This is a genomic window from Solwaraspora sp. WMMD791 (genome assembly GCF_029581195.1).
Lineage (GTDB): Bacteria > Actinomycetota > Actinomycetes > Mycobacteriales > Micromonosporaceae > Micromonospora_E.
The window spans coordinates 1,163,596-1,184,259 of the sequence record NZ_CP120737.1; the positions used below are offsets into that span (position 1 = coordinate 1,163,596).

The 20,664-nt window shown below is 70.7% G+C and carries 19 protein-coding genes; 9 read left to right on the forward strand and 10 right to left on the reverse strand.

Going from position 1 to position 20,664, the window contains the following annotated elements:
* Positions 1 to 39: 39 nt before the first annotated feature.
* The 5 genes from prcA to arc all read right to left on the reverse strand — a co-directional run bounded on the left by prcA (position 40) and on the right by arc (position 5,749).
* Complete coding sequence (prcA, locus tag O7623_RS04970) at positions 40 to 900, reverse strand: proteasome subunit alpha (RefSeq protein WP_282227410.1); 861 nt, start codon at positions 898 to 900, stop codon at positions 40 to 42.
* A gap of 65 nt (positions 901 to 965) precedes the next feature.
* Positions 966 to 1,805 carry a proteasome subunit beta gene (prcB, locus tag O7623_RS04975; protein WP_282227411.1) on the reverse strand — a complete coding sequence of 280 codons (840 nt, stop codon included), beginning with the start codon at positions 1,803 to 1,805 and terminating at the stop codon, positions 966 to 968.
* A 138-nt stretch (positions 1,806 to 1,943) separates the two neighbouring features.
* Positions 1,944 to 2,159 carry a ubiquitin-like protein Pup gene (locus O7623_RS04980; RefSeq protein ID WP_282227412.1) on the reverse strand — a complete coding sequence of 72 codons (216 nt, stop codon included), beginning with the start codon at positions 2,157 to 2,159 and terminating at the stop codon, positions 1,944 to 1,946.
* Positions 2,160 to 2,253: 94 nt separating this feature from the next.
* Complete coding sequence (gene dop / locus O7623_RS04985) at positions 2,254 to 3,771, reverse strand: depupylase/deamidase Dop (RefSeq protein WP_348775125.1); 1,518 nt, start codon at positions 3,769 to 3,771, stop codon at positions 2,254 to 2,256.
* Between the two features lie 196 nt (positions 3,772 to 3,967).
* Positions 3,968 to 5,749: a proteasome ATPase gene (gene arc / locus O7623_RS04990; RefSeq protein WP_282227413.1), complete on the reverse strand. Its 1,782-nt coding sequence runs from the start codon at positions 5,747 to 5,749 to the stop codon at positions 3,968 to 3,970.
* A 203-nt stretch (positions 5,750 to 5,952) separates the two neighbouring features.
* Here arc and O7623_RS04995 point away from each other — a divergent pair, with 203 nt between their 5' ends.
* Entirely contained in the window at positions 5,953 to 6,282 is a 330-nt protein-coding gene (locus O7623_RS04995; RefSeq protein WP_282227414.1) for a ferredoxin, read from the forward strand.
* A gap of 49 nt (positions 6,283 to 6,331) precedes the next feature.
* Here O7623_RS04995 and O7623_RS05000 read toward each other — a convergent pair whose 3' ends face one another.
* The 3 genes from O7623_RS05000 to O7623_RS05010 are packed head-to-tail and all read right to left on the reverse strand — an operon-like array spanning position 6,332 to position 9,059.
* Positions 6,332 to 6,898: a hypothetical protein gene (locus tag O7623_RS05000; protein WP_282227415.1), complete on the reverse strand. Its 567-nt coding sequence runs from the start codon at positions 6,896 to 6,898 to the stop codon at positions 6,332 to 6,334.
* A complete protein-coding gene (locus O7623_RS05005; RefSeq protein ID WP_282229312.1) occupies positions 6,895 to 7,857 on the reverse strand; it encodes a tRNA (adenine-N1)-methyltransferase in 963 nt (320 codons plus the stop codon). The genes O7623_RS05000 and O7623_RS05005 overlap by 4 nt, the downstream gene beginning before the upstream one ends.
* A gap of 17 nt (positions 7,858 to 7,874) precedes the next feature.
* Entirely contained in the window at positions 7,875 to 9,059 is a 1,185-nt protein-coding gene (locus O7623_RS05010) for a M50 family metallopeptidase (protein WP_282227416.1), read from the reverse strand.
* Between the two features lie 129 nt (positions 9,060 to 9,188).
* Between O7623_RS05010 and O7623_RS05015 the strand changes: the two genes are divergently transcribed.
* The 5 genes from O7623_RS05015 (at position 9,189) to O7623_RS05035 (ending at position 15,770) form a co-directional block, all read left to right on the forward strand.
* A complete protein-coding gene (locus O7623_RS05015; RefSeq protein ID WP_282227417.1) occupies positions 9,189 to 10,148 on the forward strand; it encodes a PD-(D/E)XK nuclease family protein in 960 nt (319 codons plus the stop codon).
* A gap of 124 nt (positions 10,149 to 10,272) precedes the next feature.
* A complete protein-coding gene (locus O7623_RS05020; protein ID WP_282227418.1) occupies positions 10,273 to 11,553 on the forward strand; it encodes a sensor histidine kinase in 1,281 nt (426 codons plus the stop codon).
* Positions 11,550 to 12,248, forward strand: coding sequence for a response regulator transcription factor (locus tag O7623_RS05025; protein WP_282227419.1), 699 nt, complete (start codon positions 11,550 to 11,552; stop codon positions 12,246 to 12,248). Before O7623_RS05020 ends, O7623_RS05025 begins: the two co-directional genes overlap by 4 nt.
* A 202-nt stretch (positions 12,249 to 12,450) precedes the next feature.
* Positions 12,451 to 13,224, forward strand: a complete 774-nt coding sequence (locus O7623_RS05030) for an ABC transporter ATP-binding protein (RefSeq protein ID WP_282227420.1) — start codon at positions 12,451 to 12,453, stop codon at positions 13,222 to 13,224.
* Positions 13,224 to 15,770, forward strand: coding sequence for an ABC transporter permease (locus O7623_RS05035; RefSeq protein WP_282227421.1), 2,547 nt, complete (start codon positions 13,224 to 13,226; stop codon positions 15,768 to 15,770). Before O7623_RS05030 ends, O7623_RS05035 begins: the two co-directional genes overlap by 1 nt.
* 82 nt (positions 15,771 to 15,852) lie before the next feature.
* On the opposite strand, the gene O7623_RS05040 is transcribed toward O7623_RS05035, so the two are convergent.
* Positions 15,853 to 16,521 (reverse strand): HAD family phosphatase, encoded by a 669-nt coding sequence (locus O7623_RS05040; protein ID WP_282227422.1) that lies wholly within the window; start codon positions 16,519 to 16,521, stop codon positions 15,853 to 15,855.
* A 137-nt stretch (positions 16,522 to 16,658) separates the two neighbouring features.
* Positions 16,659 to 17,414, reverse strand: coding sequence for a neutral zinc metallopeptidase (locus tag O7623_RS05045; RefSeq protein ID WP_282227423.1), 756 nt, complete (start codon positions 17,412 to 17,414; stop codon positions 16,659 to 16,661).
* 267 nt (positions 17,415 to 17,681) lie between these two features.
* Here O7623_RS05045 and O7623_RS05050 point away from each other — a divergent pair, with 267 nt between their 5' ends.
* The 3 genes from O7623_RS05050 to O7623_RS05060 all read left to right on the forward strand — a co-directional run bounded on the left by O7623_RS05050 (position 17,682) and on the right by O7623_RS05060 (position 20,635).
* The gene (locus tag O7623_RS05050; RefSeq protein WP_282227424.1) at positions 17,682 to 18,566 is read left to right on the forward strand and encodes a PAC2 family protein; all 885 of its coding nucleotides are present in this window, start codon (positions 17,682 to 17,684) and stop codon (positions 18,564 to 18,566) included.
* 68 nt (positions 18,567 to 18,634) lie between these two features.
* The gene (locus O7623_RS05055) at positions 18,635 to 19,657 is read left to right on the forward strand and encodes a methyltransferase (protein ID WP_282227425.1); all 1,023 of its coding nucleotides are present in this window, start codon (positions 18,635 to 18,637) and stop codon (positions 19,655 to 19,657) included.
* A gap of 183 nt (positions 19,658 to 19,840) precedes the next feature.
* Positions 19,841 to 20,635 (forward strand): GntR family transcriptional regulator, encoded by a 795-nt coding sequence (locus tag O7623_RS05060; protein WP_282227426.1) that lies wholly within the window; start codon positions 19,841 to 19,843, stop codon positions 20,633 to 20,635.
* Positions 20,636 to 20,664 lie beyond the last annotated feature (29 nt).

The following is a 20,664-nucleotide window of genomic DNA, read 5'->3' on the forward strand; positions in this document are numbered from 1 at the left end:
GCTGCCGAGCATGCCGTCACCGGCCCTCGCCGGGCGGTGTCAGTCCTGGTCGGTGTCGGCGGACCCGGCCGTGTCCTCCAGGTCTGCGGAGGCCGCTGACGAGGTCGGCTTGTCCGCCGCGGACCCGGGCAGTCGCGGCCCGTCCGTCCGGCTCGCCGCCCCGCCCGCCTCGTCGTCGTCCGACGCCGAGGCGGCGGTGGTTTCGCCGTCGAGCAGCGCGGTGAGCGCGGCACCGGTCACCCGGCGGAACGTCCGTCCACGACGGCGACGGTCGAGCACCGCCACTTCGAGCTGGTTGGCGGCGAGGCTGCGGGTCGTGCCGTTCTCCGCGCCGACGCCAGCGAGCGAACGCACCGCGAGCGAGATCGCGTCAGCCAGCGACATGTCCGCCCGATGGTCCGCCCGCAGCGTGCCGGTGATCGTCTCGGCGTGCCCACCCATCGCCATGCAGCCCGGCTCATCTGTCACCGAACCGTCGTAGGTCAGCCGGTAGATCTCGTCCGCCGCCGGCTCCAGGCCCACCTCCGCGACGCAGATCTCGACCTCGAACGGCTTGGACTGCTCGGTGAAGATGGCACCGAGAGTCTGCGCGTACGCGTTGGCGAGCGCCAGGCCGGTGACGTCCCGCCGGTCGTAGCTCAGGCCGTTCAGGTCGGCCATCCGCACCCCGGCCCGCCGCAGGTTCTCGAACTCGTTGTATCGGCCGACCGCGGCGAAACCAATCCGGTCGTAGATCTCACTCACCTTGTGCAGCGCGCTGGACAGGTTCTCCGCGACGAAGAGGACCCCGCCCTCGTAACTGAGCACGAGTGCGCTGCGGCCCCGGGCGATGCCCTTGCGGGCCAGCTCGGAACGGTCCCGCATGATCTGCTCGGGCGAGGCGTAGAACTGCATTGCCACGGCGGCGGCTCTCCTTCGGCCAGGTGGATCGACGACAGCGGACGTGACGGTCGGTGGTGGACCGCTCAGCCGCCGGGATTCTCGGTACGCGCGGCGACAACGGCCTCGGCGATCTCCGCGGACTCCGCGTCGGTGAGCCGATGGGTGCCGTCGGCGGTCGCGGTCATCACCACCGGGAAGATCCGGCGGGTGAGGTCCGGGCCGCCGGTGGCGGTGTCGTCGTCAGCGGCGTCGTAGAGTGCCTCGACCGCGAGCCGGACAGCCTCGGCACTGCTGAGCCCGGACCGGTAGCGCTTCTTCAACGCGGCCTTGGCGAACAGCGAGCCCGAACCGATCGCGTCGTAGCCGGTCGTCTCGTAGGGGCCACCGGTCACGTCGAAGCTGAAGATCCGGCCCGCCGTGGCGGGGTCGGTGGCGGCCAGGTCGTAGCCGGCGAACAGCGGTACCACGGCCAGGCCCTGCAGGGCGGCCCCGAGATTGTTGCGGATCATCGAGGCGAGGCGGTTCGCCTTGCCGTCGAGGGAGAGCACCGCGCCCTCCATTTTCTCGTAGTGCTCCAGCTCGACCTGGAACAGCCGCATCAGCTCGATGCCGATACCGGCCGTGCCGGCGATGCCGATCAGCGAGTACGCGTCGGCCGGATGCACCTTCTCGATGTCCCGGTTGGCGATCAGGTTGCCCATCGTCGCCCGCCGGTCACCGGCCATCACCACACCGTCGGCGGTGACGAGGGTGACGATCGTGGTGGCGTGCGGCGCGACGTCGGCACTGAGCCCGGGCGGCAGCGGGCGACGCCCGGGCAACAGCTCCGGCGCGGCCATCGCCAGGAACTGGGTGAAGGAGGACGTCCCCGCGTTGGTGAACACGTCCGGTAGGCGCCCGGATGGATCAAATCCCGCTGCCACGTGGTCCCTCTCTGCAGAACTGAACGCCTCGACCAGCCAGCTGTCACAGCCATCCGACCGGTCGAGGGCCGCCGTGTGGTTGAAGCAGACTAGCGTGCGCGCCCGGCGGGCGCGATCATCACCCGCTGGGCGCGGCGACTACTGGCCGCCCTTCTGGACGTACCCGCGGACGAACTCCTCGGCGTTCTCCTCGAGGACCGAGTCGATCTCGTCGAGCAGGTCGTCGACGTCCTCCGTGATCTCCGCGTGCCGCTGCGCGACCTCGGGGTCGACCTCGGTGACCGCCTCGTCGACCTCCTCGGCCCGGCGGGTCTTGCCGGACTGGGACTGCCCTGCGTTGTCACGGGTAGCCATCAGGTGCCTCCTCAACGATCGCCTGGGTGAAACTTACCTCGCGGCGGCGGCGGCGGGCGAGGTGACCGCGCGCCCCGCCGTCGCCGCGGCGACGTCAGCTGTTGGTGAGCGCCTCCAGCAGGTCCTTCGCGCTGGGGCAGCGGTCGAACAGAGCGCCGACGTGCGCCCGGGTACCGCGCTCGGGTTCCATCATCGGCACTCGGACCAGCGACTCGCGGCCGACGTCGAAGATGACCGAGTCCCAGCTGGCCGCGACGACCTCCGAGGCGTACTGGGCCAGGCAGCGGCCCCGGAAGTAGGCCCGGGTGTCCTCTGGTGGTTCGACCATGGCGCTGCGGGTCTCGGCGTCGTCGAGCAGGGTCCGCATCGCGCCCCGGCTGACCAGTCGGTGGTAGAGGCCCTTCTCCGGACGGACGTCGGCGTACTGCAGATCGACCAGTTGCAGCTTCGGCGACGCCCAGGTCAGCCCTTCCCGCTCCCGGTAGCCCTCGAGCAGCCGCAGCTTCGCGACCCAGTCGAGGTCGGAGGCGCAGGACAGCACGTCGCGGCCGAGCCGGTCCAGGACGTCCTCCCACCGGTCGAGCACGTCGGCCGTGGCGTCGTCGACGTCGTCGCCGTACCGGTCGGCGACGAAGGCCTTCACCCGCTCGAAGAACGCCCACTGCAGGTCGAGCGCGGTCAGCCGCCGCCCATCGCGCAACCGCATCAGGTGCGACAGCGACGGGTCGTGACTGACCGCCTTGAGCTCGGCGACCGGATCGGCGATACCGAGATCGGCGCCGAGCGCCTTCTCCTCGATCATGGTCAGGATCAGCGACGTGGTGCCGACCTTGAGGTACGTGGAGATCTCCGACAGGTTCGCGTCACCGATGATCACGTGCAGCCGGCGGTACTTGTCCGCGTCGGCGTGCGGCTCGTCGCGGGTGTTGATGATCGGCCGCTTCAGCGTGGTCTCCAGGCCGACCTCGACCTCGAAGAAGTCGGCCCGCTGGGAGATCTGGAACCCGGCGTGCCCGCCGTCCTGGCCGATGCCGACCCGGCCCGCGCCGCAGACGATCTGCCGGGTGACGAAGAACGGTGTCAGATACGCGACGATGTCGGCGAACGGCGTCTGCCGCCGCATCAGGTAGTTCTCGTGCGCCCCGTAGCTGGCACCCTTGTTGTCGGTGTTGTTCTTGTACAACTGGATCGGGTGGGCGCCGGGGATGGTCGCCGCGCGGCGGGCCGCCTCCGCCATCACCCGCTCCCCCGCCTTGTCCCACCGGACCAGGTCACGCGGGTTGGTCACCTCGGGGGTGGAGTACTCCGGGTGGGCGTGGTCGACATAGAGCCGGGCGCCGTTGGTGAGGATCACGTTGGCCAGGCCCAGGTCCTCGTCGGCGAGCGCCTCGGCCGGGTCGTACGCCGCACCCGAGTAGGTGAAGCCGCGGGCGTCACGCAGCGGCGACTCCTCCTCGTAGTCCCACCGGGCACGGCCGCCCCGGTTCAACTCGGGACGGGCACCGTAGGCGTTGACCACCTGCGAGGAGGTCACCATCGGGTTGGCTCCGGGCTGGCCGGGTACGGAGATGCCGTACTCCACCTCGGTGCCCATGATCCGCCGCACACTCATGCCGTTACCTCATCGCTTCCCTCGGTGCCGGTCAGGTCGAGCGTAGTCCGCGCGTGGGCGGATCCGGACGCGGCGTGCCTGTCGGCTCCTCGGACAGCGCATCAGGACATCCGGCACCGGGGCGGTACCGACAGGAGCCGTCGCGACGGCGGTGGCCCGCACCCCAGGTCCGGGTGCGGGCCACCGCCGTCGCGCGTCAGAGGTACTGGCCCGTGTTGCTGGCCGTCTCGATCGACCGGCCGGCCTCGGTCCCCTTGCCGCCGGAGACGAGGGTACGGATGTAGACGATCCGCTCCCCCTTCTTGCCGGAGATCCGTGCCCAGTCGTCCGGGTTGGTGGTGTTCGGCAGGTCTTCGTTCTCCCGGAACTCGTCGACGCAGGCGTCGAGCAGGTGCTGCAGCCGCAGACCCTTCCGCCCGGAGGTGAGGAACTCCTTGATCGCCATCTTCTTGCCCCGGTCGACGATGTTCTGGATCATCGCGCCGGAGTTGAAGTCCTTGAAGTACAGGACCTCCTTGTCGCCGTTGGCGTAGGTGACCTCCAGGAACCGGTTCTCGTCGGTCTCCGAGTACATCCGCAGGACCACGGCGTCGATCATCGCCGACACGGTGGCCTGCGGATCGTTGCCATGCTCGGCCAGGTCGTCGGCGTGCAGCGGCAACCCGGTGAGGATGTACTTGGAGAAGATGTCCTTGGCCGCCTCGGCGTCCGGACGCTCGATCTTGATCTTGACATCGAGTCGGCCGGGCCGCAGGATCGCCGGATCGATCATGTCCTCCCGGTTGGAGGCACCGATCACGATCACGTTCTCCAGGCCCTCGACCCCGTCGATCTCGCTGAGCAGCTGCGGGACGATGGTGTTCTCCACGTCCGAGGAGACCCCGGAGCCCCGGGTCCGGAAGACCGAGTCCATCTCGTCGAAGAACACGATCACCGGAGTGCCCTCGCCGGCCTTCTCCCGGGCCCGCTGGAAGATCAACCGGATGTGCCGCTCAGTCTCGCCGACGTACTTGTTGAGCAGCTCCGGGCCCTTGATGTTGAGGAAGAAGCTGGTGTGCTTCTCCTCACCACGTCGTTCGGCGATCTTCTTCGCCAGCGAGTTGGCCACCGCCTTGGCGATCAGCGTCTTGCCGCAACCCGGCGGGCCGTAGAGCAGGATGCCCTTCGGCGGCCGCAACTGGTGCTCACGGAACAGCTCCGCGTGCAGGAACGGCAACTCCACCGCGTCGCGGATCTGCTCGATCTGGGAGTGCAGGCCACCGATGTCGGTGTAGTCGACGTCCGGCACCTCCTCCAGCACCAGCTCCTCGACCTCGCTCTTCGGGATGCGCTCGTACGCGTACGCCGACCGGGGCTCGATCATCAACGAGTCACCGGCCCGCAACGCGGCGCCCACCAGCGTCTCCGCCAGATGGACCACCCGCTCCTCGTCGGCGTGCGAGATGACCAGCGCACGGTCACTCGCCTCACCGGTCGGGTTGTCGAGAAGCTCCTTGAGCATCACCACCTCGCCGACCCGCTCGTAGCCGAACGCGTCGACCACGTTGAGCGCGTCGTTGAGCAGGACCTCCTGTCCGCGCTGGAGCTCATCGGCGTCCAACGACGGAGAGAGCGCCACCCGCAGCTTCCGGCCACCGGTGAACACGTCCACCGTGCCGTCGGCATGCCGGGCCAGGAAGACGCCGTACCCGCTGGGCGGTTGCGCCAGCCGGTCGATCTCCTCCTTGAGCGTGACGATCTGGGCCCGGGCCTCCTTGAGGGTGGCCACGAGCCGTTCGTTGTTCTCGGTCAGTCGGGCCAGCTGCGCCTGCGCTGCCGCCAGCCGTTCCTCGAGCTGCCGGACGTGTCGGGGGCTTTCGGTCAACTTGCGCCGCACCAGAGCGAGTTCCTCTTGAAGAAACGCGACCTGGGTGGAGAGATCGTGGGCCTCCTTCTCCCACCGTGCGGCGCGCGAGTCCGCGTCGTCGCTGCGTGCCACGTCCCACCTCCCCGGGGGCTAAAACGTACTGCCCTAACACTAGCTGTTTGCCGGACGTTTCGAACCCACGCAACACAGTCGTCCCACAACGTTGATCGCTTTGTTCACGTCTCCAGGGGTCCGGACGGGCTCTGGCGTGCCGCCGACCCGGCGTGTCGGGTACCGTCGAGCGCGACCATGGTCAGCATCCAGGGAGGGCACTCGTGACGACCCCGGCCGAGATCCGGGCCACCGACGCACCGGGGGCACCGACCGACGCACACCTGCAGGTCTGGGTCGACCAGGACCTCTGCACCGGCGACGGGCTCTGCGTGCAGTACGCCCGGGACGTGTTCGAGTTCGACATCGACGGGCTCGCCTACGTCAAGGACGGCGAGGGGCAGCTGCAGGTCGCCGAGGGCGCCCGGGTCGCCGTACCGGCGCACCTGCGGCTGGACGTCATCGACGCGGCCAAGGACTGCCCCGGTGAGTGCATCCACGTGGTGCGGGCCGACGACCAGGTCGAGGTCGCCGGTCCGGCGGCTGACGGCTGACGGCTGACGGCTGACGGCAATCCTGGCCGGGTCCGGACCCGGCCAGGGATCACAGCAAAGGACGACCAATGACAGACGCGACGACCCGGGCGAACTCCTCCAACCTCGCGATCTGCCCGGAACCGCCGTCGTCGAGTGTCTTGCCGAACCGCAGCGCGTCGTGCCGGGGGCCGATCTGCTCCTCCGTCGAAGACTCGTCCTGTGAGCTCAGCAACAGGTAGACGTCGACGCTGTCCACCCGCACCTGCCCGGTCGGCGTACGGGTCAACCGCCGCCGGCACCCCACCTCGGTGACCGTGGACAGCGGCACCACCCGCAACGACGACGTCATCGCGCCGGCCGGGCCGTCACCCGGCGGGACGTCCTCACCGTGCCAGAGGACGACGCGGGTGCCGTCGCAGACGGCCACCTCCTGCCAGACGCCGTTGACCTCGTTGACGAACCGTTCCAAGGTGAACGTCAGCACCTCGGCCCCGGCCAGGACCCCGCCCAACGCATCGAGGGCGACGTCCGGATCGCGCAGGTAGGCGCGGGCGGCCGCGTCCAGGTCGAGGTACGGCGACCAGTCCGGGAACACGGCCGGCAGCTCACCGCCGCCGAACGACGGTCGACTCACTCCGGCTCCGCCCCGGTCGGCTCCCCGACCACGTCGGTCCCGGTCACCGCCGGCCGTGGGGCCGCCGGGCGGTCCTGCCGGCGCAGCGCGTACGCCTCGGCGCCCTTGCTCGGCTTGCGCCGCCGCGGTGGCGCGGTCACCCCGGGGGCCAGCCGCCGGGCCGACACCAGGAACGCGGTGTGCCCGATCATCCGGTGGTCCGGGCGTACCGCGAGCCCGTCGACGTGCCAGTCGCGCACCAGCGACTCCCAGGCCCGGGGTTCGGTGAACCCGCCCACCTCACGCAACGCCTCGACCAGCTCACTGACCTGCGGTGTCGTCGCGACGTAACCGATGAACACCCCGCCGGGCACCAGTGCGGCGGACACCAGGTCCACGAGCTCCCAGGGACTGAGCATGTCCAGGATGATCCGGTCGAAGCCGACCTCCCGGCAGGTCGCCACGTCCCCGACGTGCAACCGCCACGCCGGATGCGGGCCGCCGAAGAACCCCTCGACGTTGGCCCGGGCGATGTCGGCGAAGTCCGGTCGCATCTCGTACGAGTGCACCTCGCCGTCGACGCCGACGGCCCGCAGCAACGAACAGGACAACGCGCCGGACCCGGCGCCGGCCTCCAGCACCCGCGCGCCCGGGAACACGTCACCCATCGCCACGATCTGCGCGGCGTCCTTCGGGTAGATCACCTGCGCCCCGCGCGGCATCCCCAGCACGTAGTCGGCCAGCAACGGCCGCAGAGCCAGGTAGGCGGTGCCGCCCGCCGACGTCACCACACTGCCGTCCGGCAGACCGATCAGGTCGTCGTGCGCCACGATGCCCCGATGGGTGTGGAAGGACCGGCCCGGACTCAGGGTGATCGTGTGCATCCGGCCCTTCGGGTCGGTCAGCTGCACCCGGTCACCGGGTTGGAACGGGCCACGCCGGGCGGAGACCGGAGTGGTGGAGACAGCGCCGGTTGCCACGGCGGTCGGCGGAGGGGTCACGGATTCATCTTTCGGCTCGGCTCCAACAACTGGGCGAGATCGGCGACCTGCAGGACGCCGATCACCTCATCGTCCCGGGTCACCAGATACTGCGCGCCCGGACGTTCCTGAACGGTACGGACCACCTGCTCACCGTCGAGACCGACGGGGATCCGGGGCAACCCGTCGACGCCGCGGGCCACCGTGTCGACCGCCACCCACGGTCGGCGCGGCTCGGGCACCGCGGCCGCCGCCGTCCGGTCGACCAACGCCACGAGCCGGCCGGCCGCGTCCACCACCCCCACCGCCGGCATGCCGCGATCCGCCACGCCGGCCGGGCCCGACCCGGACGCCTCGGCGCCACGACGCTCGGCCTCGGCCAGCGAGGTCCCGCTGGGCACCGCGAAGATCGGACGGGCCAACGCCGCCAGGTCGACCAGCGGGAACCGGCGGCCGATCCGGGCCACCCGGATCGACTGCCCGGCACCCTGCCAGAGGGTGAACGACACCAGCAGCATGAAGATCAGTCCGAATGGCGACAGCAGGCCCGTCACGGTCAACATCACCACCACCAGGGCGGTCACCGCCGCCACCAGCCGGCCCACCCAGCCGGCCGCTTCGGTGCCGACGTGCCGGTCCCGGGTCATCGCCCAGACCGCCGCCCGCAGCGCCCGGCCGCCGTCGAGAGGCAGCCCGGGCAGCGCGTTGAACGCGGCCACCAGCAGGTTCGCCACCGCCAGCTGGAACGCCAGCTGGTCGATCAGGGTACGGTCGGGCAGCAGTACGGTGACCACCACCGCCACCAGGCCCAGCAGCAACGACACCGCCGGACCGGCCAGCGACACCAGCAGGTCCACCCTCGGTGTCGGCGCGTCCCGGTCCATCTCGGTGTACCCGCCGAGCATCTCCAGGGTGATGCCGCGCACCCCGATGCCGTACCGACGCGCCGTCAACGCGTGCCCCAACTCGTGCAGCAGCACCGAGCCGAGCAGGCAGACCACGAAACCCAGACCCACGGCGTACCGCACCGGCGGCGGCACGTCGAGCTGGGTGCGGACGAACTCGCCGTACACGACGGTGACCAGGACCGCGAGCAGCAGCACCGACGCGTTGAGGTAGACCGGAAACCCCAGTACCCGGCCGAGGCTGAGCCCCGGCCGCCGGTCAGGACGGCGGTCAGGACGCTGCGCGGTGTCCTCCATCAGCACGATGCTACGGAACGCCCGGTCGCCCGCCGCGCACGGTTTGCCGTCTGGTCGGTCGACGCCACCACCCACGCCACCCGCCGGGCGCGGGCCGGGGCGTCACACCCGTGCCATACCCTGCCTGCCATGACAGCGGAAACGGTACGGCGCACGACGATCGGCGCGGACGGTGCACCCGAGGTCGAACATCCCCGGCACGCCACCCTCTCGCCGTCGCGGGCCGCCGACTTCAAGACCTGTCCGCTGCTGTACCGCTTCCGCAGCATCGACCGGCTGCCCGAACGGCCCACCGCCGACCAGGCCCGCGGCACGCTGGTGCACGCGGTGCTGGAGCGGCTGTTCGACCTGCCCGCGCCGGACCGGACCCCGCAGGCCGCCGCCGATCTGGTGGCACCGCAGTGGCAACGGCTGCTCGCCGAGGATCCGGCGCTGGCCGGTGTCCTCGCCGACCCGACCACGACCGGCGCGACCAGCGACGACACGGACACACCCGGCGACGGAAACCACGCCGTCGACCGCCAGCAGGAGACGTTCCTCGCCGCCGCCCGGCGACTGCTGGACGGGTACTTCACCGTCGAGGATCCCCGCCGGCTGGAGCCGGCCGAGCGGGAGACCCTGGTCAACGCCGTGGTCGACGACGAGTTGCTGATCCGGGGCTACATCGACCGGCTCGACGTCTCGCCCAGCGGCGACCTGCGGGTGGTCGACTACAAGACCGGCGGCGCGCCTCGCGAGGCGTTCGAGTCCCGGGCGCTGTTCCAGTTGAAGTTCTACGCGCTGGTGCTGTGGCGCACCCGGGGGGTGGTCCCCCGGGTGCTGCGGCTGGTGTACCTGCGCGACGCCGAAATCTGCGACTACACGCCGGACGCCGAGGAACTGCTGCGGTTCGAACGCACGGTCGTGGCGCTGTGGCGGGCGATCCTGCAGGCGACCCGCAGCGGTGACTTCCGACCCAAACCCAGCCGGCTCTGCGACTGGTGCAGCTACCAGGCGTACTGCCCGTCGTACGGCGGTACCCCGCCGCCGTACCCCGACCCGGGTGTGCCGAGCGGGCCGCCCTCCGGACCGGAGGCCGTCTCCTCCTGACAGGGTCGTCTCCTCCTGACAGGGGTCGTCTCCTCCTGACAGGGGCCGTCTCCTCCTGAAGGAGGAGGTGAGGTTCGCGCCGTGGCGGGCGGACCGCTCCGATGTCACCGGCTACCGTCGCGACATGCCACCCGCCACGTCCGGTACACCCGTCGTCCGCACGGCGGCGTACCGCTGGTGGCACCGCGCGCGGGCGGCGGGTCCGGCCGAACCCGTCGCCGGGCTGCTGACCCGCGACGGGCTGCTGGCGGCGGCGGTGGTCCTGGTCGACCTGGCGCTCACCGCGATCGGTCCACCGGAGATCGACGCCGGCCTCGGCTGGCCGGCGATCGTCGGCTGGGGCATGCTGGCCGCGGTGCCGATCGCGGCCCGCCGGGTGCTCGTCTGGCCGGCGATCGTGGTCAGCGCCGCGACCCTGGCGATTCCATTGGCCACCGACCACCAGCCCGCCAGCATCGGGCTCGGGCTGATGATCATGACCTACACGGCGGCGTGCTGGCTGCCGCTGCGCGGTGCCGTGATCGCCACGACCATACTGTGGCTGCCGGTCGTGACGGCCAACGCCCTGCTGCCACCGGACGCGGAGACACCCAATCTGTCCTGGCCGTACCTGATGTTCATCAACGGGCTCACCGCGCTGGTCAGCTTCTTCATCGGGCGTGCGGTGCATGCCCGGCGCGCCTCGACGCTGGCGCTGACCGAACGCGCCAGGGTCGCCGAGGCCAACCAGCGAGTCGCCGCCGAGCAGGCCGTCGCCGACGAGCGGCGGCGCATCGCCCGCGAACTGCACGACGTGGTGGCGCACCACGTCAGTGTGATGGGGGTGCTCGCCACCGGGGCGCGACGGGTGCTGCACCGCGATCCTGACGCCGCCGACGAGGCGCTCGGCACGATCGCCGAGACCAGCCGCAGCACTCTGCGGGAGATGCGCAGACTGCTCGACGTCCTGCGTACCGACGCCGAACCGGCCGGTGCCGAGCTGGCACCCCAGCCGGGGCTCAGTGGCATCCAGTCGCTGGTCGAACAGGTACGCGAGGCGGGCCTGCCGGTGACGTTGCGGGTCGACGGGGTACCCGGCGACCTCGATCCAGGTGTGACGTTGACGCTCTACCGGATCGTGCAGGAGGCGCTCACCAACGCCCTGAAACACGCCGGAACCCCGGCGACCGCCGAGGTGCGGCTCAGCTTCGGCATCTACTGGCTGATCGTCGAGGTGTTCGACACCGGTCGGGGCCCCGCACCGGACCGGACCCGGCTGGGACACGGTCTGGTCGGTATGCGCGAGCGGGTTGCCCTGTACGGTGGCACGCTGCGGACCGGTCCCCGACCCGGCGGCGGCTTCCGCATCTACGCCAAGCTGCCGATGGAGCAGTTGGGCGCGGCGAATCGAGAAGGAGCACCGTGAGCGAGCCCGCATCCGTCGCGCAGTCCGCCGCCCGTCCGGTCCGAATCCTGCTCGCCGACGACCAGCCGCTGCTGCGTACCGGGTTCCGGATGGTGCTCGGCGCGGAGGACGACCTCGACATCGTGGGTGAGGCCGGGGACGGCGCGGAAGCCGTGGACCTGGCCCGGCGGTTGCTGCCCGACGTGGTGCTGATGGACATCCGGATGCCCCGGATGGACGGGGTGGCCGCCACCCGGGCGATCGTCGACGCCCGGCTGCCGGTCCGGGTGCTCATCCTGACCACGTTCGACCTCGACGAGTACGTGGTCGGTGCGCTGCGGGCCGGCGCCAGCGGGTTCCTCGCCAAGGACGTGCCCGCCGAGGACCTGGTGGCCGCGATCCGTACGGTGGCCGTCGGCGAAGCCGTCGTCGCCCCCCGGATCCTCCGCCGGCTGCTGGACAAGTTCGCGCTCGCCCTGCCCGACCCGGACGCGGCACCGCCGAAGACCGTCGACGTGCTGACCGAACGGGAACGGGAGGTGCTCGTCCAGATGGCCAAGGGGCTGTCCAACGCCGAGATCGCCGCCGCGCTGTCGGTCAGTGAGACCACGATCAAGACCCACGTCGGGCATGTGCTGACCAAACTCGGGCTCCGCGACCGGGTGCAGGCCGTCGTGCTGGCGTACGAGTCCGGGCTGGTCCGGCCCGGACTCTGAGCCGCGACGCAGAGGGCGGAGGCCGCGCGACGACGACCGCAGGGGTCGCCGTCGGCCGCCGGGCGGACGTCGGCGGAGCTCAGCTCCTTCTCAGGTGGGAGGGCCGGTCGCGCCGTGACCGAGCGGTGAACCCTTCCCCGGCACGAGGGAACCGGCCCGGCCCGCGCCTACCGTGAGATGACAGTCCGCAACGGTAGGAGTGATGATCGACATGACGACAGCGACGGGTCCCGCGGCCCGGGCGACGGACGTGTGGAAGGTGTACGGCACGGGCGAGGCACAGGTCATCGCCCTGCACGGGGTCAGCATCGACCTCGAGGCCGGCCACTTCACCGCGATCATGGGCCCCTCCGGCTCCGGCAAGTCCACCCTCATGCACTGCCTCGCCGGACTCGATTCCGTCACCCGCGGCACCATCACCATCGGCGACACCACGGTCACCGGCCTGAACGACAACGGCCTCACCCGCCTGCGCCGCGACAAGGTCGGCTTCATCTTCCAGCAGTTCAACCTGCTGCCCACCCTGACCGCGCAGGAGAACATCCTGCTCCCCCTGTCCATCGCCGGGCGCAAACCCGACCCCGCCTGGTACGACACGGTGATCGACACCGTCGGCCTGCGTGACCGCCTGCACCACCGGCCCACCCAGCTGTCCGGCGGACAACAGCAACGCGTCGCCTGCGCCCGCGCGCTGGTCGCCCGACCCGACGTCGTCTTCGCCGACGAGCCCACCGGCAACCTCGACTCCCGCGCCGGCGCCGACGTCCTGGGTTTCCTGCGCAACTCGGTACGCGATCACGGCCAGACCATCGTGATGGTCACCCACGACCCCGTCGCCGCCTCCTACGCCGACCGTGTCGTCTTCCTCGCCGACGGCCGGATCGTCTCCGAGCTGACCGCGCCGACCGCCGAGGCGGTCCTCGACCGGCTGAAGAACCTCGACGTCACCGTGCCCGCCGGGCAGGAGCACGTCTGATGCTGCGCGCCACGCTGAAGAGTCTGCTCTCGCGCAAGCTGCGACTGGTGCTGTCCGGGGTGGCGATCATCCTCGGAGTGCTGTTCGTGTCGAGCGCCACCGTCCTCACCGACAGCCTCAGTGACCGCTTCGAGCGGCTGTTCCAGACGGTCAACGCCGACGTCGCCGTCCAGGTACAGGCCGCCGACCCGGCCAGTCAGCAGGCGCAACCACCGCTACTGACCGAGGCGGACCTCGACCGTCTCGCCGCCGTGCCCGGCGTGGCCTCGGTCACCGGCGACGCCAGCGCCACCGGGGTGATCCCGTTCCGGGCCGCTGACGACAAGGCGGTGCCGAGCCAGGCCCCGCAGCTGGGCATCGGGCTGGCCGACACCGGCGACGACGACGCGCTGCTGCAGGTCGCCCAGGGGCGGGCCCCGGCCGCCGACGACGAGGTCGCGCTCACCAGGCTGACCGCCGACCAGGCCGGCGTCACCGTCGGCGACCGGCTGCGTGTCTACGTCTCCAGCACCTACGAGACCAGCGAGTACGAGGTGGTCGGTCTGCTGGAGTACAGCGGCGGACGGGCCACCCTCGGCGGGGAGACCCTGGTCGCCTTCACCGTGGCGCACGCCCAGCAGCTGTTCTACGGCGAGACCGGGGTGTTCGGTGCCGCGCAGCTGACCGCCGACGACGGCATCGCCGACGACGAGCTCAAACGCCTGGTCGCAGCAGAGGTGCCGGCCGGATTCGAAGCGGTGACCGGCGCGGAAGTCGCCGACGAGCAGGCCTCCCAGTTCACCCAGCTGCTGACCTTCGTGAACTGGTTCTTCCTCGGGTTCGCGCTGATCGCCCTGCTGGTCGGTATGTTCCTGATCTTCAACACGTTCAACATCCTGGTCGCCCAGCGGTCCCGTGAGCTGGCTCTGCTGCGGGCCCTCGGCGCCAGCTGGACCCAGGTGACCTCCACGGTGCTGATCGAGGCGCTGGTCGTCGGGCTGATCGCGTCCACCCTCGGGCTCGCCGCCGGCGTCGGTGTCGCCGCCGGGCTGCAGTACGTGGCGGTCAGCGCCCTGTCACTGCCCGCCGGCGGCCTGATCGTCTCGCCGACGGCGGTACTCGCCTCGTACCTGGTCGGCGTCCTGATGACCGTGGTCGCGGCGTTGGTGCCGGCGGTCCGCGCCTCGTCGGTGCCGCCGATCGCGGCGATGCGCGACGTGGTACGCCCGGACCGGTCGTTGACCGGGCTCACCGTCACCGGCGCGGTCGTCACCGCCGTCGGCGCCGTCGGACTCGCCCTCGGACTCGCCGGCGTACCCGGAGTGACCGTCATCGCCCTCGGCGGCGGCGTCCTACTGTCGATGATCGGTGTGGCACTGCTGTCCCCCGCCCTGACCCGACCGATCGCTGGCACCGTCGGGCGTCTGGTCAGCTGGGGTACGGCCAGCGGTCTCGGGCGGCGCAACACGTTGCGCAACCCGCGCCGCACCGCGGTCACCGCCGCCGCGCTCATGATCGGTGTGACCCTGGTCAGCACGATCGCCGTGATCGGCGCGTCGCTGAAGGCCACCACCACGGACCTGGTCGAGAACGGGCTCGGCGCCGAGATCATCATCCTGACCAACGGTCAACAGCTGCCAACCGGACGGGAAGGTTTCGATCCGCAACGGCTCGACGAGGTCGCCGCGCTCGACGGGGTGACCGGCACCCTGGCCTACCACTTCGTGCTGCTCACCGCCGACGGGCGGCCGAACCAGATCATCTCCGCCACCGACCTGTCCCAGGCCGGTTCGATGTTCGCCTTCGAGATCGAGCAGGGTCGCCTCGACGCCGCCGACGACGAGGCGGTGGTGGACACCAACACCGCGCAGACCAACGGTTGGGCACTCGGCGACGAGGTGGTCGTCGACATGCCGCGCGGCGGCGAACGCTCCTATGAGATCGTCGGGATCTACCGCACCGCCCTGACCGCCGGCCTGATCCTGCCGCAGTCGCAGGTGCAGTACTTCGCCGGGCCGCTGGCATACCAGGGATTCGTGGCCACCGCACCGGACGCCGACGTCGCACGGATCGTCACCCAGACCGAGGAGCTGATGGCCGACTACCCGCTGGTGACCGTCGGGGACCGGTCGAGTTTCGTGCAGCAACAGAACCAGTTGGTCGACATCCTGCTCAGCATCTTCTACGTCCTGCTGGCCCTGGCCGTCCTGGTGGCGTTCATCGGAATCATCAACACGCTCGTCCTGAGCATCTACGAACGGACCCGCGAGCTGGGCCTGCTCCGCGCGGTGGGGATGAGCCGGCGGCAGGTCCGTCGGATGGTCCGCGTCGAGTCACTACTGATGGCGGTCTTCGGCTGCCTGCTCGGCGTCGGACTGGGCGTCGCGCTCGGCCTGTCCGCCTCGTACGCCATGCGCAGCCAGGACGTACTGTCCGTGGTGAGCGTCCCGTACGGGCAGCTGGCCGGATTCGTGGTGGCCGCCGCCCTGGCCGGGGTGGTCGCCGCCTGGTGGCCGGCCTGGCGGGCGTCACGGCTCAACGTGCTGCAGGCCATCGCCTACGAGTGACGCCGCTCGTCAGGCGGCTGACCCGCCAACGGGGGCGGTGGGGACGACCGGCGAACCGGTCGTCCCCACCGGCGTCGGCGGGTCAGCCCACCTCGGCCCGTGGCACGGCCCAGGCACCGGAGAACACCGCGGCCAGGTCCGCCACGGTGATCCCGACGAGACTGTCGACGACCCGGACATCGGCGGCGACCGCGAACGACACGTCCGCCGGCACGACGAGCACCGCCGCGCCGGCGGCACGGGCGCTGGCGACACCCGCCGGCGAATCCTCGACCGCCAGACACCGCCTCGCCGGGACGCCGAGCGCGGCCGCCGCGGACAGGTACGGTGCCGGATCGGGCTTGGTCGCGGTCACCTCGTCACCACAGACGACGACGTCGAAGTTGGCCCGCCCCAACGTGTGCAGCGCCACCTCCACCAGGGCACGCTCGGTGGAGGTCACCAACGCGGTGGGCAGGCCGGCAGCGCGTACCGCCCGCAGCAGGTCGGCCGCACCTGGCCGCCACTGGACCCCGGCGGCGAACAGGGCGGCCACCCGGTGCGTCAACCAGGCGGCACCGACCTGCGGATCCCGCTCCGGCTGACCGATGTCGTCGTGCAACAGCCGCATCGTCGTGGCCATGTCCGACCCGACCATCGCCAGTCGCGCCTCGTCGGACAGCCGGCCACCGTAGTGCACGGCCAACTCGGCCAACGCCACGTCCCACAGTTTCTCGCTGTCGATCAGCGTGCCGTCCATGTCGAACAGCACCGCCGCCGGTGTCCGGGTGGTACTCAGGGTGGGACCTCCTGATCGACTCGCCGCCCGCACCGATCCTGCCAGGTCGGCCCGGACACCCGGTCGGTGCCCGCCAGGTCGGCCCGGACACCCGGTCGGTGCCCGCCAGGTCAGCTCAGATCGCAACCGGCGAGTGAGCCGTCGTAACCTTTGAAGAAGGCCGCGATCCGCTGCTCCGCGGTGCCGTGCGAGCCCTCCTCGAACCAGGGTTGGTCCGGGTCGTCGGCGACGGCCTCCAGCCCGCGTTGAAACTCGTCCAGATCGCCGTCGTCGAGCTGCAGGGTGCCGTCGCGCACCGAGTCGCCCAGGTACGCCCCGGCCAGACAGTCCGCCGCGAGCTCCCGCTGGATGCTGAACGAGTAGTCCAGCTCCAGCCTGACCTGGATACCGTGGGCGTACTCGTGACCGATCAGATAGAACAGGAACGAGTCGCCTACCGCCTGGAACACCGAGTACGCCCAGTTGGCGTCGTAGGCGATGAATTCCGACGCGGTGGTGAGGCAGTAGACCGCGTTGTTGCGCGGAATCAACTGTTCGCCACAGGACAGCTCACCGTCGCGGTAGTAGGCGATGGTCTGCCCGATCGGCCGGAACGCGGCGCCGAACCCGGCGAACCGCTGCTGCCAGTACCGGTCGGCGAGCGCCTCGGCACCCGCGATGTCCTGCTCGAACTCCTCGACCGTGTCCGTACCCTCCAGCAGACCGTCGTCGCCAGTCGGTTCCCCACCGGGCACCGCCGGCTGGTTCCCCTCCCCCGACCGACCGTCCGGCAGGGGCGCAACCGCGCAGGCCGCCGCCGCGACGAGGGCGGCACACAGCGCCGCCACCCGGGTACGACTCCAGGTACGCCCGTCGGGCTGCTCCATCGTCGGCTCCTTCTCCCGCCACGGTCAGATGACGACACCCGCGGCCCCGTCCAGCACCATGCTGCCCCAGTCGCGCAATACGCACCACGGCGGTGTAGGGATCATTCACCCACCACCGGCGGTGCCCGGCGCGTGCCGCCGGGCCGAGCCGACGGCCGCAACGTAGGCTGGCGGGGTGAGGCTCGACAACGATTCCGCCAGTACCTGTCGACCGCCCGTGCGTACCACCGGTGGCACCCCCCGGTGCCACGGGGTCGAGGAGGCATCGTGACCGAGTTCGACGGCCTACCGGTGCTGCGATCGCCGGTGGCGATCGCCGCCTTCGAAGGATGGAACGACGCCGCCGACGCCTCCACCGCCGCCGTCGAGCATCTCGAGCAGGTGTGGCAGGCCCGCGAGATCGCCGCGCTGGACCCTGAGGAGTTCTACGACTTCCAGGTCAGCCGGCCGACCATCGCGATGTCCGGTGGGGAGACCCGCCAGATCCAGTGGCCCACCACACGGTTCATGGTCGCCAGTCCGCAGGGCACCGACCGTGACGTCGTCCTGATCCGGGGCATCGAGCCGAGCATGCGCTGGCGCACCTTCTGTGAGCAGGTGCTGGAGTTGTGCCACAGCCTGGAGGTCAACCGGGTGGTGCTGCTGGGTGCGCTGCTCGCCGACGTGCCGTACACCCGCCCGCTGCCGATCAGCGGCACCGCCTCGGACAAGGAGGCCGCGCAGCGGCTGGCGCTGATTCCCACCCGCTACGACGGGCCGACCGGGATCGTCGGCGTACTCCAGGACGCCTGCACCCGGGCCGAGGTCGACGCCGTGTCGTTCTGGGTGCACGTGCCGCACTACGCCAACAACCCGCCCTGCCCCAAGGCAACTCTCGCGCTGCTGCACCGGGTCGAGGAAGTGCTCGACCTACCCGTGCCGATGGCCGACATGGCGGAGGAGGCCGCGAAGTGGGAGGCCCGCGTGCGGACCACCGCCGAGCAGGACGCCGAGCTGGGCGAATACGTGCGTGAGCTCGAGGAACGCGTCGGTGACGCCGGGATCCAGCCGCTCACCGGTGACGAGATAGCCCAGGAGTTCGAGAAGTACCTCCGACGGCGAGGCGGATCGGCCGGCCCGACAGCAGGATCGGGTGAGTGGCCGTCCGGCTGACCACGCCGGTTCTATCGGCTAACTGACACCTCGGTCAGCCGGACGGCCCATTGCCGGAAAATGTCCGGATGCTAACCCCCCTCCCTCTTATGCGTCTGGTGACCGGTTTCTGGAGCTTCAAGACCCTCGCCGCCGCAGTCGAGCTGGACCTGTTCACCAGGCTGGCCGACGGCCGGAGTATCACCGTCACGCAGCTGTGCGACGAGTACGGGCTCGCCGAACGACCCGCGGACACCCTTCTGGCCGCCTGCGCCTCCCTCGGTCTACTGGTCAAGGAGCCCGGTGGTGACGGATATCGCAACGCCCCCGTCGCTGAGGAGTTCCTGGTGGTCGGGCGGCCGTACTACTTCGGTGGACAGGTGCGCTACTGCGACGAGCGCACCTATCTGCCATGGCACCGCATCGGCGAAGCGCTGCGCACGGACCGGCCGCTGACCTGGGATCCGCAGACCCAGGAGTCGATCTTCTCCAACGTCGACCCGCAGATGCTCGAGCTGTTCTGGGAGGCGATGTACGCGACGTCGATCTTCACGGCGCGGGCGCTCGGCGAAGCGTACGACTTCGGCGTCCACGACCGGTTGCTCGACCTCGGCGGTGGCTCCGGGGCGTACCCGATCGAGCTGTGCCGTCGCTACCAGGATCTGCACGCGAGCGTCTACGACCTGCCCCATGTGGTGCCGATCGCAGCCGACAAGGTGGCTGCGGCCGGCATGAGCGACCGGATCGGCACGATCGCCGGTGACTTCTTCACCGACACCGCGTTGCCGGGTGGCCACGACGTGATGCTGCTCAGCATGATCCTGCACGACTGGGACGAGCCGACCAACCGGGCGCTGCTCGCCCGCTGCCACCGGGCGCTGCCGTCCGGCGGAGTGATCGTCATTTCCGAGCTGCTGCTCAACCCGGACCGCACCGGGCCGCCAGAGGCAGCGCTGATGGGGATGAACATGCTGGTGGAGACGGTCGGTGGACGCAACTACTCGGAAACCGAGTACGCCGACTGGCTGGCCGATGCCGGCTTCGGGTCGATCCGGACCGTGACCTTCGATGCTCCGGGCGCCAACGGCGCCATCATCGCGCGCAAGCGCTGACCCGGGGGCGTCCGGCGCACACGCCGCGGGATCGGGCGCGCTGTGTGGGACGTAGCGGTCCAGGGTGGGCTCGACGGGGGTGGCGGTGGCGCGTTGCCTCCGTCGGTTGCGTCCGGTGTGGCCTGGACACAACCTGTACGTCGTCCTAGGATGCTAGGTGACCTCTGTCGAATGGAGCAGCCGATGCCACAGGTCAACCCCGGCGCCGCCGAGGTACCGCACCGCCAGATCGCCGACCAGTTGCGCGAACGCATCCGGCGCGGCGACTGGGCACCCGGCGAACGACTGCCGGCGATACCCGCCATCGCCGAGATGTACGGGGTGGCGAAGCAGACCGTCCAGCGCACCGTGGACCAGCTCCGCGTCGAAGGTCTGTTGATCACCAAGCCCGGCTCGGGCACCTTCGTCCGAGGCACCCGACGCCGGCTCAACCGGCTCGCCCGGGGCCGCTACGGCGGCCAGCGCGGCTACCACGCTGATCTCGCGGCCCGGTACCGCCAGCAGTTGACCGAGGTCGGGCGGGCTCCCGCGCCGCCGGAGGTCGCCGACGCCTTCGGTGTCGCCGACGGCACCGAGCTGGTGGTACGCCGCCACGTGGTACGCACCGACGACTCCCCGGTCGAGGTCGGCGCCTCCTGGTTCCGGGTCGCCGACGCGGCCGGCACCAGCCTGGACCGGGCCGAGCCGTTCGGCCGTCCGCTGTATCAGGAGGCCGAGGAGGTGACCGGCCGGCGGTACACCTGGGCGCGCGACGTGCTCACCGCACGCCAGCCCAGCCGCGACGAGGCGCAGACGCTACGGATTCGACCGGACACCCCTGTGCTGCACCTGCTCCATGTCGCCTACGACGCCGAGCGTCGACCGATCGAGGTCGCTCAGGCCACCTGGCCCGGTCCGGTCACCACCCTGACCGAGGAGTACCGGGTGCCCGCACCAGCACCCGATCCGGACCCGGATCCGGGCCTGGTGCTCGGCTGAGCGGCGACTTCTCACCTCCTACTTTGTTT